The organism is Streptomyces formicae, assembly GCF_002556545.1.
Classification (GTDB): Bacteria; Actinomycetota; Actinomycetes; order Streptomycetales; family Streptomycetaceae; genus Streptomyces; species Streptomyces formicae_A.
Map to the genome: position 1 here is coordinate 8,091,883 of NZ_CP022685.1, position 13,883 is coordinate 8,105,765.

Below are 13,883 nucleotides of genomic sequence, written 5' to 3' on the forward strand. Positions count from 1 at the left end.
GGTGGGGGGTTGGTGCAACCGGTACTCGGCGGGGAGCTGCCGCTCAGTGGTGGCCCGCCGCTCGCGCCTTTTCGGTGGCCGCGCGGACCAGCGACTCGACCTGGCCCGTCAGCGGCGTGCGCGGCGGACGGGTCGGGCCGCCGCGCAGGCCCACGATGTCCATCGACAGCTTGATGGACTGCACGAACTCCGTCTTGGAGTCCTGGCGCAGGAGCGGGTGCAGCGCGCGGTACAGGGGGAGTGCCGTGTCCAGGTCCCCGGCGCAGGCCGCGTGGTAGAGCTCGGCGCAGGTGGCGGGGAAGGCGTTCGGGTAGCCGGCGATCCAGCCGACCGCGCCCGCGACGGCCAGTTCCAGCAGGACGTCGTCCGCCCCGATCAACAGGTCGAGATCCGGGGCGAGTTCGGCGATCTCGTACGCCCTGCGCACATCGCCGCTGAACTCCTTCACCGCCACCACGGAGCCCTCGGTGTGGAGTTGGGCGAGCAGGGAGGGGACCAGGTCGACCTTCGTGTCGAGCGGGTTGTTGTACGCGACCACGGGCAGCCCGGCGCGGGCGACCTCGGCGTAGTGGGCGCGCACGGCGTCGTCGTCGGCGCGGTACGCGTTCGGCGGCAGCAGGAGTACGGAGCCGCAGCCCGCCTCTGCGGCCTGCTCGGCCCAGCGGCGGGACTCCGCGCTGCCGTAGGCGGAGACGCCCGGCATCACGCGGGCGCCGTCGCCCGCCGCGTCGACTGCGGTACGGACCACGCGGGCGCGCTCGTCGGGGGTGAGGGTCTGGTACTCGCCGAGGGAGCCGTTGGGCACGACCCCGTCGCAGCCGTTCGCGATGAGGTGGCGTACGTGCTCGGCGTACGCGTCGTGGTCGACGGAGAGGTCGTCGCGCAGGGGCAGCGCGGTGGCGACCATGATGCCGCGCCAGGGTCGGTCCGTGGTCCAGGTGGCAGAGGTCATGAGGCGTGCCCTTCTGTGGCGTCCGGGACGGTGATGTCCGGAGTAGTGGTGGCGTGCGGGGCAGTGGCGTCCGGAGCCGTGGCGTCCGGTGCGGGCAGGGAAGCGAGCGTGCCGAGCGGGATCGGGGTGGCCAGGGGGAGCCGGGGCGGTGGCGGCGGGGGAGCGGTCGGGGTGGCGGCCAGGCAGGTCACCGCCGCGTCGCACATGCGGCCCTGGCACCAGCCCATGCCCGCCCTGGTGAGGAGCTTGACGGTGCGGGTGTCGCGCGCGCCGTACTCGGTGACCGCCTCGCGCACGCGGCCGGCCGGCACCTCCTCGCAGCGGCACACGTCCGTCTCGTCCGTGAGCCACTCCGTCCAGCCCGGGCCGGGCGCGTGCGCGCGTGCCATCGCCTCGGCGAAGGCGCGCATGCGGTCACGGCGGCGGCGCAGGGTGCGGAGGGCGCCGATGCCGGGCAGCGAGGAGTGGGCGCCGGGGCCGCCGCCGCGTGCTGCGGGGCGGCGGCCCGTCAAGCGTGCGGAGATCGCGAGGGCTGCCAAAGCTCCCTCTGTGAAAGCCAGTTGGACACCGCCGACGCCGCCCGCCTCGCCTGCGGCCCACATGCCTCGCAGGGATGTTTCCTGGAGCGGGCTGAGGGCGAGGGCGTGCGTGCCGTCGGCGGTACGACGCGTGGCGCAGCCCAGGGCGGTCGCCGTCTCGATCCGCGGGACCAGGCCGTGGCCCACCGCCAGGGCGTCACAAGGGACGTGGCGCGCCGTGCCCGGCACCGGACGCCAGTCGCGGTCGAGCCGTGCGACCGTCACCGCCTCCACCCTGTCCGTGCCGTGTGCCTCGATCACCGCGCTGCGGGTGCGAAGCCGGACCCGGTGGCGAAGGAGGGCGCTGCCGTGGAGTGCCGCTTCCGCCAACTTGCCTGGATTGGCGGCGAGTACGGCGGGATTCCTGGCGTAGCCGAGATAGCCGGACGCCTCGATCACCTCAGGAACGTGCGCGCCCGCGGCGGTGAGCGAGGAGGCCGCGGCGAGCAGGAGCGGGCCGCTGCCCGCGACGACGATGCGCCGACCGGGCAGGGCGAGGCCGGACTTGAGCATCGCCTGGGCGCCGCCCGCGCCGACCACGCCCGGCAAGGTCCAGCCGGGGAAGGGGAGTTGGCGCTCGTACGCGCCGGTCGCGAGGAGGACGGCACGAGCGCGTACGGTCACCGGCTGCCGGTCGTCGCCGTCCGCGCTGTCGGCGCCGTCTTCTCCGGTGAGGGCGTGCACCGTCCACTCGGTCTCGGACTCGCGCGTCACCGTCCAGACGTGGTGCTGGAAGAAGCGGTCCACCTCGCGGGAGTTCAGGCGGTCGCGCAGCGCGGCGAAGGCGGGCCAGTCGTGGTGCAGAGCCTCGGGGCGCGCCGCGCCCGTCGCGGGGTGCGGGTGCCGGTAGAACTGGCCGCCCGGTCCTGGCGATGCGTCCAACAAGGCCACTGACAAGCCGAGTTCGGCGGCGGTGACGGCACCCGCGAGGCCCGCCGGTCCCGCGCCGATGACCGCCACGTCGTACGGATCGGACACCGCGCGGGCCTCACGGGCCGCGGAAGCGTCAGGTGTCGAGCCCGGCATGGCCGTGTCCTTCCTGGGTGGTGATCGCGTCGCCGGGGCGTGCGGTGACCAGGCAAGCCCTTCTGTTGGGGCGGCCGTTGACGGTGGCCAGGCAGTCGTAGCACTGCCCGATGCCGCAGAACGCGCCGCGCGGGCGGCCGCCGACGCGGGTGGTGCGCCAGGACAAGATCCCGGCGGACCAGAGCGCGGCGGCGATGGACTGCCCCGGCAGGGCGGTGAGCGTGCGCCCGTCGAAGGTGAACTCGAAGGCGGAGTCGGTCGCGGCGCCCACCAGGTCGGCGGGGGTCCGCTCGGGTTGGATGCTCATGCCGTGGCCGACTCCTCGGTGAAGCGTTCTGGGGCGAAGGGGGCTGTGTCCATGGGGAGTTGTCGGGACGTCAGTTGTGCGGCGACGAGCAGGCCCGTCGCCGGGGCCAGGCCGATACCCGCGCCTTCGTGGCCGCAGGCGTGGAAGAGGCCGGGGACGCGCGGGTCGGGGCCGATCGCCGGGAGGTGGTCGGGGAGGTAGGGGCGGAACCCCGCGTACGTCCTGATCGCCCGCACCTCCGCGAGGGCGGGGAACAGCCGGGTCGCCTGTGCGGCGAGGCGCCGCAGCACCTCCACCGACAACGTCCGGTCGAAACCGACGCGTTCACGGCTCGCCCCGATCAGTACGGGACCTGCCGGGGTGCCCTCCACCACGGCGGAGGTCTGCAAGGCCGCGGAGCCGCTCGCCACGTCGGCGACGTAGTCGGCGGAGTACACCTTGTGCCGTACGACACGGGGCAACGGCTCGGTGACCAGGACGAATCCGCGCCGGGGCAGGACCGGCAGGCCGACTCCCGCCAGGCGGGCGACCTGTCCGCCCCAGGTGCCCGCCGCGTTCACCACGTGGGGCGCGAGGAGGTCGCCCGCGGGGGTGCGCACGCCGCGTATCTCGCCGCGGGGGCCCTTGAGGACGTCGGTGACCTCTTCGCCGAGCCGCAGCGTCAGCCGTCCGCTTCCCTGCTGTGGATCCGCCGCGGTCCGGAGCAAGTGTGCTGCGGCGAGGGCGGGTTGGACCTGGGCGTCCTGCGGGTAGTGGATGCCGCCCGCGAGGTCGGGGGCGAGGTGCGGTTCGAGGTCGGCGAGGCGATCGTGCGGTACCTCGTACGTCTCGACGCCTGCCCCTGCCTGGCTCGCGGCGAAGTCGCGCAGTGCCGACAGGTCCGCCTCGGTCGACGCGACGACGACGCCGCCCTTCGTCTCGTACTCGACCGCGGCCGGAAGTTCCTTCGCCAGCTCGCGCCACAACTGGGCGGAAAGCAGGGCGAGTTCGAGTTCCGGGCCGGGTTCCTTGTCGGATACGAGGAGGTTGCCCTCGCCCGCACCCGTGGTGCCGCCCGCGACGGGGCCGCGGTCGATCACGGTGACGTTCAGGCCGGAACGGACGGCGTAGTGGGCGCAGGCGGCGCCGACTACGCCCGCGCCGACGACGATCAGGTCTGGGCGTTCCGAGGGGGTTCTCGTGAGCACGGCAGTAATATTTCACATGGCACAGAGGCTGCCAAGTGGTCGTGCACGGATGGAAGTTGGCGCTTGCCGATCAGTCGCGCCGCTGATGCGCGCCCGGGGTGTAGCCGAATGCGCGGCGGAAGACGTCGATGAACGCGCTGGTGGACGACCAGCCGCAGCGGTGTGCGACGGCGGTCACCGACATGCCGTCGGCCAGCATGCGCAGGGCATGGTACAGGCGCAGTTGGGTGCGCCACTGCGGGAAGGTCATGCCCAGTTCGCGCCGGAAGAGCCGGCTGAGGGTGCGCTCGCCCGCCCCTGCCTCGGCCGAGAGGGCGGCGAGGCCGCGCGGTTCGGCGGGGTCGCGGTGCAGCAGCTCGCAGACGGCCGCGAGGCGGGGGTCGGTCGGGGTGGGCAGCTGGACCGGCTGCTGCGGCGAGGCGCGCAACTGGTCGAGGAGGACCGCGCGCAGGCGCAGACGTTCCGGGGTGTCGTCGTGCGGACCTCGGGTGCAGGCGAGGATCAGCTCGCGCAGGAGCGGTCCGACGGCGAGGACGGTGGGGGCCGCGAGGCCGAGCGGGTTGGTGTCGGCGGGCAGACCGAGCAGGTGCAGGGCGAGGTGGCCGTGGGCGCGGTGCGCGTGGACGCAGCCCGCGGGGACCCAGATGGCACGGTTGCCGGGGGCGAACCAGGTGCCCGCGTCGGTGGTGACGGCAAGGACGCCGGAGCCCGCGTAGACGATCTGGTGGTCGTCGTGCCGGTGCGGATCGATCCGCTCCCCGGGCGCCAGTGCCTGGGTGCGGGTGGGTGCTTCGGGGGTGTGGCGGATGTCCGGCATGAGTTGGCACTTTATCGGAAGCGCGCCAGGGTGGGGCGTGGTGACGATGGGGCGGTGCCAGAGAATCGGACTTCAGCATCGGACGGGGCCGGGCGGCCGGACGGGGCAGGGCTCTCGGGGGGTGGGGCGGTGCCTTCGGGTGGTGCCGTGCCTTCAGGTGGCGCCGCGCCCTTGGGTGGGGCGGTGCCCTTGGGTGGTGCCGCGCCTTCGGGTGGGGCGGTGCCCTTGGGTGGTGCCGCGCCTTCGGGCGGGGCGGTGTCTTCGGGTGGCGCGGTGCCCTTGGGTGGGGCGCTGTCTTCGGGTGGTGCCGCACCCTTGGGTGGCGTGGTGCCTCCGGGTAGTGCCGCGCCCTTGGGTAATGCCGCGCCTTCGGGTGGCGCGGTGCCTCCGGGTAGCGCCGCACCCTTGGGCGGCGCGGTGCCTCCGGGTAGCGCCCCGCCCATGGACGGCGCAGCGTCCCCGGGCAGCGCCATGCCCATGGACGGCGCCGCCCACTCGGACAGCACCTCGCCCCCGGATCCGACCGCCCCCTCGCCCGCCCCTCCGCGCCCCGCGCGCCCGCGCCCGCGCCCCCTCACCCTCCTCTCCCTGGGCCACGCCTGCGTAGACATCTACCAGGGAGCCGTCGCCGCCCTCGTGCCCTTCTTCGTGGCCGAGCGCGCCTATACCTATGCCGCCGCGTCCGGCATCGTGCTCGCCGCGTCGTTGTTGTCCTCCGTGGTGCAGCCGCTGTTCGGTGCGCTGACCGACAAGTGGCGGATGCCCTGGCTGCTGCCGGTCAGCACCTTGATCGGTGGGATCGGGGTGGCGTTCGCCGGGGTGAGCGACGACTATGTCGTCACCCTCGTGGTCGTCGCGCTCTCCGGCGTCGGTGTCGCCGCCTACCACCCGGAGGCCGCCCGCGTGGCACGCGGGGCGAGCGGTGGCAGCCACACCGGCATGAGCTGGTTCTCCCTCGGCGGCAACCTCGGGTTCGCGGCCGCGCCCCTGCTGGTCTCGGCCGTCATCGCCACGGGCGGACTGCGCGCGTCGCCGCTCCTGGTGGTGCCCGCCCTCATCGGTGCGGCCCTGTGCGTGGCCGCGCTGCGAGGTCTCAAGTCCGGCACGGAGATGCACAGTTCACTCCGCGCCGAGGTCGAAGGCCGTGACGACTGGGCCTCCTTCGCCAAGCTCTCGGGCGCCATCGTCTGCCGCTCGATCGTCTTCATCGGGCTCAGCACGTTCGTCTCGTTGTACGTGCGCGAACGCACCGGCGGCGGTGACGTGGCGGGCACGGCCGCGCTGTTCGTGCTCTACCTCGGCGGCGCCGTCGGCACCGTCGCGGGCGGGCGGCTCGCCACGCGGTACGGCAGGGTGCCGGTCGTCCAGTGGTCGTACGCCCTGACCGTCCTCGCCGTCGCCGGAGTCGTGTTCGTCCCCGGCCCGCCGGTCTACGGATGCGTGGCGCTCGCGTCGGCCGGTCTGTACGTGCCCTTCTCCCTGCACATCACCCTGGGTCAGGACTACTTGCCGCGCCGGATGGGCACGGCGAGCGGCGTCACCCTCGGGCTCACCGTCAGCATCGGCGGCCTCGCCAGCCCGCTGATCGGCGCCCTCGCCGACGCGACGGACCTGCGGACGGCCCTCGCGCCGCTGATCGCCCTGCCCGCGCTCGGCTGGCTGCTCCTGCGCACGCTGCGCGAGCCGGGGGTGTAGCGAGGTGTAGCGAGGAAGTCCAGTGGGTGCACGGGGGTTGTCAGTGCAATTTCACATTACTACGTTACGCATCACATGGTGCAGCGGCGTCTCGGCAACTGACGCTGCGCGTCAGTGAGTTGACTGATGTGTCACCCCCACCTCCCCTTGAGGAGTCACCTGTGTCCCAGTTACGTACCCTGCGAAGATCCGTGCTCGCCGGCGCGCTCGCGGCGACCCTCTGCGTCTCGGCCGCCCAGTTGGGTCACGCGGCCGACCCCGCACCGGCTCGGGCCCGTGCCGCAGCGTCCACCACCCCGAACCCCCTCGACGCCGTCGAGCACCGGGCCAAGGCCCCGATCCCCGCCGACCAGGCGCTCCCCGCGCCCGGCGGGCTCAAGGACGGCCGGATACCGGGGGCGCGCACACCCCGGCGGACCGGGCAGGTCGAGGCGAAATCCGCCGCCGTCCCCTGCACCCTCGACGCCGTGACCGGCCTCGCCCCCGAGCGGTTCGCCGACTTCCTCGCCGATCCGGCCGTCACCGCCGACGGCTGTCTGCGCACCCTGGTCTGGAACTGGGACCCGCGCCTCGCGCCCGTCATGTCGGACGCCCACGTCCAGGCCGTGTCCGGGCGCATCGCTCGCGTCGCAGCCGCCCACGACGGCAAGAACGGCAGTCACCTCCTGGAGATGTTCACCTATCTCCACGCCGTCGCCTACCAGGACTTCTCGCACGACGAGATCGACGTCACCGACGCGCCGACCGTGGACGCGATGCGCCGTGCCGTCGACGCCTTCGGCTCGGCGCCGCGCACCTTCGACGTGACCAAGGCCAATGCCGAATCGCTGCGCGAGGCGCTCTACGCGGCCAGTGCGCCCGGCCTCCGGCAGCACCAACTCCCGCTGATCAAGCGGGTGCTCGCGACCATGGACGCCGATCACCCCGGTACGGCGAAGGACGCGTCCTGGGCCGGTGCCGCGCTCGCCGGGCTCTCCCTGAGCTACCTCGGCGTGTACCCGGGGAACCGGGACGCCGCGTTCCACGCGGCGGTGAAGGCCGACCCCGCCTACCGCGCCGCCTTCAAGGCTTTCGCCCAGTACACCCACCTCAAGGGCACGGCCAATGCCTGGGTGGTGCGCGACGCGCTCCTGGAGTACGGCAGGTTCGGCCAGATCGACGGGCTGACCGCCGAGATATCCGCGGGGCTCGGCGGTCTCGTGGACGTCGTCGTCCGCAACTTCGGTGAGGGCAGCGCCCCTTGGGCGAAGGTCGTCACCTGGCTGAACGAGTACGACGCCTGCGCGCCGTACAAGGTGTGCAGGGCCGACATCGAGCGGCGCCTGTTCCCGCAGACCTATACGTACGACAAGGGCGGGATGAAGGTCCGCACGGCGCTCGACCGGGCGACGGTCGACCAGCTCTACTACGCGAGCAAGCAGGTCAAGGCGCAGTTCCACCGCGTGGTCGGCACCGATGAGCCGCTCGCGGGCGACCCCAACGCCACCCTGACCACCGTGCTCTACGCCTCGCGCGCCGACTACGAGAACTACCACCCGCTCCTGACCGGGATGGACACGAACAACGGCGGCGTCTACATCGAGCGCGGCGCGACCTTCTACACCTACCAGCGCCGGGTCCCGCAGGACTCCTCGCTCACCCTCGAAGAGCTCTTCCGGCACGAGTACACGCACTACCTCAACGGCCGCTGGGCGGTGCCCGGTTCGTTCGGCGAGGGGCCCTGGTACCAGGGTGACAGGACCACCGCGATGGACGAGGGCACCGCCGAGTTCTTCGACGGCGCCACCCGTGACGACGGCATCAAGGTCCGCAAGTCGCTGGTCAAGGGCATCATGGCGGACACCGCCAACGGCGGTCCCCGGATGAGCGTGAATCAGCTCCTGCACGCCACCTACGCGGGGGACGGCTTCCGCTTCTACAACTACGCGGGCACGTTCTTCGAGTTCCTGTGGAGCGAACGCCCCACGCTGCTCAAGGAGATGTACGGATACCTGCGCGCCGACAACCCGTCCGGCTTCGACGCCTGGCGCGACCGGCTCGGCAAGGACGCGGGGCTGCAGCGCGCGTACGACGCCTTCCTCGACGCGCAGATCGCCCGGGTCGACGACCTGTTCGTGCCCGACACGAAGTACGTGCCGCTGGGCGAGTTGCGCGACACCACGGCCGACCAGGTGCGCGCCTCCTTCACCGCGACGACCAGCAGCACGCCCGACTGCGCGTCGAACGGGGCGCCGGAGCGGCCGCGGTACACCTGCACCGGACGGATCACCGCGAACCTCGGTGCCGCGGGCGACCCCGACGCCGTCTTCAAGGACATGTCCGAGACGGTGGACTACTTCCTGCTGGAGCGGGCCGCGGCCGGTGACAACAATCTCGCCGACATGAACTGCTCGTTCGGCCCGGTGGACATCTGGTCCAACGGTCGTGCGGGTACGTCGAACTACACCTGCGAGGGCCCGCTGAAGGGCTGAGCGCGCTCGGCCTCGGTCTCCGGGGGCGTCATGCCCGCGGCGGCCGGGGTCGCGTCGTACACGACCCCCGTGACCCCCGTGACCGCCGCGCCGATCGCGACGCCGCGAACACCACGGCCGCCATCCCCGCCACGCTGTCCACCAGCGTTGCGGGAGCTGCTGCTTCCGACGCGCTGAGGGGGTCTCGCGTCGGAAGCGGCAGGGGCGGGGGTCAGGCCCCCGCGCCCGCCAACAGCTCCGCCGCCGCGATCCCCGACACCCGCGTCGCGCCGTGCGTGATCAGGTGGGCGGCGCCCAGTGCGTCGCCCGCGGGGACGCCCATTTCGACGACCAGGGCGTCGGGGCGGCTGCGCAGGAGGCGGGTGAGGGTGTCGGTCATCCAGCGGTGGCGGGCCGCGTCCCTGACCACGACCACCAGGTCGCGGCCGGTCGCGGGGGTCAGGGCCGCGTCGGTCAGGACGTCGGTGGTGTGGGTGAGTTCGGGTTCGGTCAGGCGTACGGACGTGGTGCCGGGGCGCAGGTCGCGCAGCGGGTCGGCGACGCCCCACGGGGTGTGGCCGTCCACCGCGAGGTTCATCGTGGGGGACAGCTCCACCACGTGCGGGGCGCCCGTGAGCGGGAGCGTCACCGGGGCCGTGCCCGGGCGGTGCCGGACGCGGACCGCGCGGCGGGCCGCGACCAGGCCGATGTCGGAGCGTTCCATGGCGCGTGCCACCGCCCGTGAGCGCTCGCCGGACCAGCGCGCGAACTCCGTGACGCGTCCGCTCGCCTCGACCAGGCGTTCCTCGGGGAGCGTGCCGTTCAGGACGGCCTTGACCAGGGCCGTGGAGAGCAGGTCGACCGTGGCCTCCTCGGCGCTCTCGCCGCCCACGCAGACCGCGTCCACGCCACCGGCGACCGCCTTGACCGTCGCCCCGTCGATGCCGTAGCGGTCGGTGACGGCGCCCATCTCGATGCCGTCCGTGACCAGGAGGCCCTGGAAGTCGAGGTCGCCCCGCAGGAGTTCCACCAGGATGCGGTGGCTGAGCGTCGCGGGCAGGTCGGGGTCGTAGGCGGGGGCGACCAGGTGCGCGGTCATCACCGCGCGGACGCCCGCCTCCATCGCCGCGATGAACGGCGGCAGCGCGGTGAGCGCGATCTCCTCGGCGGAACCGGTGACCTGGGGCAGCCCGTAGTGCGAGTCGACGACCGTGTCGCCGTGGCCGGGGAAGTGCTTGGCGCAGGCGGCGACGCCCGCCTCCTGAAGGCCCCGGATCCAGGCGGCCGTGTGGCGCGACACGAGGTCGGTGCGGGCGCCGAAGGACCGGACGCCGATCACGGGGTTGAGCGGGTTGGAGTTGACGTCGGCGCTGGGCGCGAAGTTGAGGGAGACGCCCGCGGCGTGCAGATCGCGGCCGATGTCGTGGGCGACCCGCTCGGTGAGGTCGATGTCGTCGACGGCGCCGAGGGCGAGGTTGCCGGGCCGCGACGAGCCGGTCCACGCCTCCAGGCGGGTCACGTCGCCCGCCTCCTCGTCGATGCCGACGATCAGGTCGGGGTTCTCGGCGCGCAGCGACGCGGTGAGCGCCGCCACCTGTTCGGGCGTCTCGATGTTGCGCGCGAACAGGACAACGGAGCCGAGGCCCTCGGCGATCCTGCGGCGCAGCCAGTCGGGGGCGGTGGTGCCCTCGAACCCGGGCTGCAGCACGGAGTTGGCGAGCCGCTCCAGAGTCGGGTCACTGCTCGATGCCATGGCGCGACCTCCGAGGATGCGGGTGGTGGTGCGTGGGTTCGTGTTCTTGCCGCGTGGTTCCTGTGACTCCTGCTGATTGGTCCAGGCCAATCAGATAGTGGATATTCGCCCGTGCCAAACACGGCTGTCAAGAAGCCCGAACCGGTCGAGACGGGCGAATTCAACATCATCTGGGGGGACTTGGGGAATCCTTGGGACGCATACGGATCCACCGCCACCGACATACGGATCCACCGCCATCGAGGGGAGAGGGTCATGCGCAGGTACGAACTGGTGGGGCGGCGCGACATCAGACCGGTCGCCGACGCCCCCGTGCCGACACCGGGGCCGCTCGAAGTGCTCGTCAGGGTGCGGGCCTGCACCGTCTGCAACCGCAGCGATCTGGCCTACTTCCACTACTACGGACTGCGCGCGCACGCCTCCCAGGGGTGTTTCGGCCACGAGATCGCCGGGGAGGTCGAGGCGATCGGCGAGGGCGTGCGCCGGGTGGTCCCCGGCCAGCGCGTCTTCGTCCGTACCCCGCTCACCACCGGGTACGCCGAATTCGCCCTGGCCCGCGAGATAGCCGTCGGCGCCCTGCCCGACTCCGTGCCCTTCGAGCAGGGTGCGATCCTCCAGCTCCTGCCGCTGGCCGTGCACGCCACGCGCGGCGTCCGGCTCGGCGACCGCGTCGCGATCGTCGGGCAGGGGCCCGTCGGGCAGATGGCGCTGCGGATCGCGGTCCTTCGCGGCGCGGCCGAGGTCGTCGCCGTCGACCTCGACGACTGGCGCCTGGCGCGCTCGACGCGGGCGGGCGCCGACGCCGTGCACCGCGTGGACGGCAGCGCCGAGCAACTCGCTTCGGTCGGCAACGACTTCGACGTTGCCGTGGACGCCGTGGGCACGCCCACCACGGTCAACGCCTGTGTCGCTCTGGTCCGCCAGAACGGCCTCGTCGTCCTCCTCGGCACGCACCACGTCGACACCCACGTCACCCTCGATCTGGTCACCTGGGAGCGCAAGGGGCTGCGGGTGCACAGCTCCGCGGAGCCCCTGGACACCGCGCGCGCCGAGGCGCTCGCGGTCGCCGAGCGGATCGCCCACCGCCGCCCCGAGGTCCTGCGGCTGCCCGAGCTGCTCACCCACACCTACCCCCTGGACGACCTGCCGAAGGCCATGGAGCAGCTCTCCGCGAGCCGCGCGCTGTACCCGGACGCCGAGCGCGCGCCGTACGAGGGGCCGCCGCCCGAGACGCTGAAGGTGGCGATCGTCCCGTGACCACGCCGACCGCGTGAGATGGGGCATCGCCGGATACGGCGACATCGTGACCCGCCGCGTGCTGCCCGCGCTGCGGGCGCTCGGCGAGGAGCCCGTGGCGCTGTGGGGCCGCGACGCCCGGCGCGCGGCCCAGGTCGCCGAGCGGAACGCCGTCGGGGCCTCCGGCAGCGACCAGGAGATCCTGCTCCGCGGCGTGGACGCCGTGTACGTGGCCACCCCCGTCGTACGCCATGTACCGCTCGCCCGCGCCGTGTTGGCCGCGGGGCTGCCCGTCCTCGTCGAGAAACCGCTCGCCGGTGCGCTCGGCACGGGTGCCGCGCTCGACGCGGCGGGGCGTTGCGCCGGTGTCGCGTACTACCGCAGGCTCGCGCCCGCCGTGCGGCGGCTGCGCGAGGAGCTGCGCGACTGGGTGCCCGAGCGGGTGGAGGTCCGTTTCCGGTGCGCGTTCGCGCCGGGGCCGGACGATCCGATGCGCTGGCGCACCGACCCGGCCGTCTCGGGCGGGGGAGTCCTCGCGGACGCCGGAAGCCACCGGATCGACCTGCTGCTCCATCTCTTCGGGCGGCCCCGCGAGGTGGCGGCCGCGCTCGGCCGCCGCTTCCCGGGCGGTGCGGAGCGGCGGGCCGAGCTCGGCCTGCGCTGGCGCTCGGGCCTGTGCGCGCACCTGGTGGCGGAGTGGTCCGACGAACCACCGGTGGACCGCTTCGAGCTCAGCGGAGGGGGACGCACCGTGACGCTCGACCCGCTCGACTCGGGGCGGGTCGAGGGCCTCGGCGCGGTGCCCCTGTCGTTGCCGCCCGCGGCCAATCCGCACCAGCCGCTGCTCGCCGACTTCGTGCGGGCCGTCACGTCGGGCGGGGTGCCCGTGTGCCCGGTGGCCGAGGCCCGGCTGGTCGACGACGTGCTCGTGGCCGCCGGGCGCTCGGCCGCCGCGGGCGGGTGCCCCGTACGGCCCTGGAACGACTGAACAAGCCATCAGGGGGCGGGTGTTCAGGCCCCGTCGTCCGCCGACCACGGCTTGAGCCAGCGCGGGTCGGGAGTGTCGTCGGAGCGGACGAACCGGGTGTCGACGGAGAGGCGCATCGCGTCCGTCGTGGTGTCGAGGGACGCGTGGATGATGCGCGGCAGATGCACCATCACATCGCCCGCGGCGAAGTCGGCGCACAGCCAGCGGCGGCCGAGCGTGCGGGCGGTCAGCTCCAGGTCGTGGCAGATCTGGCGGCGGTCGTCGGGGCGGTCCGTGGTGTCGCGCAGCGGCGCGTACTCCTCGGGCGGCAGGCGGTGGGAGCCCTCCAGGTAGACGAGACCCCCGGTGGGCGGCGGGCAGTCGCCGACCGGGGTCCACAGCGTGACGACCCGTGGCGAGCCCTCGTCCATGTAGTCCAGGTCGACGTGGGCGCGCGAGGCGCGCCGGGCGCCGCGGTGGAAGTGGCGCAGGATGCGGCGCGGCAGCATCTCCGCCTTGAAGTCCAGGAGCTGTGCGGCGAGTTCGCCGAGCACGGGATTGCCGACGAACCGGTCGAAGGGCGCCGAGCGCACGAAGTCGTACGCGGGATGGCCCGCCACGCCGTACTCGGGGAGGTCCTTCGGGGTGCGGCCGGAATACACCCCTTCCTCGGGGGTGGTGCCCGGCGCGAGGAAGCCCGGCGGAAAGAGGGAGAAGTACCGGGCGCGCAGTCCAAGCACCTCCGCGCGGTCCAGGAACCCGGGCAGAAACAGATACCCGTCGGCGTGCAGCCGCTCGCGCAGGGCGACCGGGTCCCTCGGCGGGAGCAGGTCCGCGCTGGAGCGCAGCGGCCCGAAGAGTTCCGGGGTGAAGGGTATGGGTACGCCGTTCGACGACAAGTCCACGATGCATCCT

General features: G+C 73.2%; 11 protein-coding genes. 4 read left to right on the forward strand and 7 right to left on the reverse strand.

Annotated elements, in window-relative coordinates; genetic code table 11:
• Window positions 1–43: 43 nt before the first annotated feature.
• From KY5_RS35230 to KY5_RS35250, 5 genes are all read right to left on the reverse strand, one after another.
• The gene (locus KY5_RS35230; RefSeq protein ID WP_098245998.1) at window positions 44–952 is read right to left on the reverse strand and encodes a dihydrodipicolinate synthase family protein; all 909 of its coding nucleotides are present in this window, start codon (window positions 950–952) and stop codon (window positions 44–46) included.
• Complete coding sequence (locus KY5_RS35235) at window positions 949–2,556, reverse strand: NAD(P)/FAD-dependent oxidoreductase (protein ID WP_098245999.1); 1,608 nt, start codon at window positions 2,554–2,556, stop codon at window positions 949–951. Before KY5_RS35235 ends, KY5_RS35230 begins: the two co-directional genes overlap by 4 nt.
• Entirely contained in the window at window positions 2,537–2,863 is a 327-nt protein-coding gene (locus KY5_RS35240; RefSeq protein ID WP_098246000.1) for a (2Fe-2S)-binding protein, read from the reverse strand. Before KY5_RS35240 ends, KY5_RS35235 begins: the two co-directional genes overlap by 20 nt.
• Complete coding sequence (locus KY5_RS35245; protein WP_098246001.1) at window positions 2,860–4,050, reverse strand: NAD(P)/FAD-dependent oxidoreductase; 1,191 nt, start codon at window positions 4,048–4,050, stop codon at window positions 2,860–2,862. The genes KY5_RS35240 and KY5_RS35245 overlap by 4 nt, the downstream gene beginning before the upstream one ends.
• A 70-nt stretch (window positions 4,051–4,120) precedes the next feature.
• The gene (locus KY5_RS35250; protein WP_098246002.1) at window positions 4,121–4,867 is read right to left on the reverse strand and encodes a helix-turn-helix transcriptional regulator; all 747 of its coding nucleotides are present in this window, start codon (window positions 4,865–4,867) and stop codon (window positions 4,121–4,123) included.
• Between the two features lie 441 nt (window positions 4,868–5,308).
• Between KY5_RS35250 and KY5_RS35255 the strand changes: the two genes are divergently transcribed.
• Both KY5_RS35255 and KY5_RS35260 read left to right on the forward strand, forming a co-directional pair.
• Complete coding sequence (locus KY5_RS35255) at window positions 5,309–6,562, forward strand: MFS transporter (protein WP_234363018.1); 1,254 nt, start codon at window positions 5,309–5,311, stop codon at window positions 6,560–6,562.
• Window positions 6,563–6,723: 161 nt separating this feature from the next.
• Entirely contained in the window at window positions 6,724–9,033 is a 2,310-nt protein-coding gene (locus KY5_RS35260) for a collagenase (protein ID WP_098246004.1), read from the forward strand.
• Window positions 9,034–9,244: 211 nt separating this feature from the next.
• Here KY5_RS35260 and KY5_RS35265 read toward each other — a convergent pair whose 3' ends face one another.
• Window positions 9,245–10,765 (reverse strand): glycoside hydrolase family 3 protein, encoded by a 1,521-nt coding sequence (locus KY5_RS35265; RefSeq protein WP_098246005.1) that lies wholly within the window; start codon window positions 10,763–10,765, stop codon window positions 9,245–9,247.
• Window positions 10,766–11,020: 255 nt separating this feature from the next.
• Here KY5_RS35265 and KY5_RS35270 point away from each other — a divergent pair, with 255 nt between their 5' ends.
• A complete protein-coding gene (locus KY5_RS35270; RefSeq protein ID WP_098246006.1) occupies window positions 11,021–12,022 on the forward strand; it encodes a zinc-dependent alcohol dehydrogenase in 1,002 nt (333 codons plus the stop codon).
• A 13-nt stretch (window positions 12,023–12,035) separates the two neighbouring features.
• A complete protein-coding gene (locus KY5_RS35275; RefSeq protein WP_098246007.1) occupies window positions 12,036–12,989 on the forward strand; it encodes a Gfo/Idh/MocA family protein in 954 nt (317 codons plus the stop codon).
• A 23-nt stretch (window positions 12,990–13,012) separates the two neighbouring features.
• Here the strand turns inward: KY5_RS35275 and KY5_RS35280 are convergent, their stop codons facing one another.
• Window positions 13,013–13,873: a phytanoyl-CoA dioxygenase family protein gene (locus tag KY5_RS35280; RefSeq protein ID WP_098246008.1), complete on the reverse strand. Its 861-nt coding sequence runs from the start codon at window positions 13,871–13,873 to the stop codon at window positions 13,013–13,015.
• Window positions 13,874–13,883: the final 10 nt, after the last annotated feature.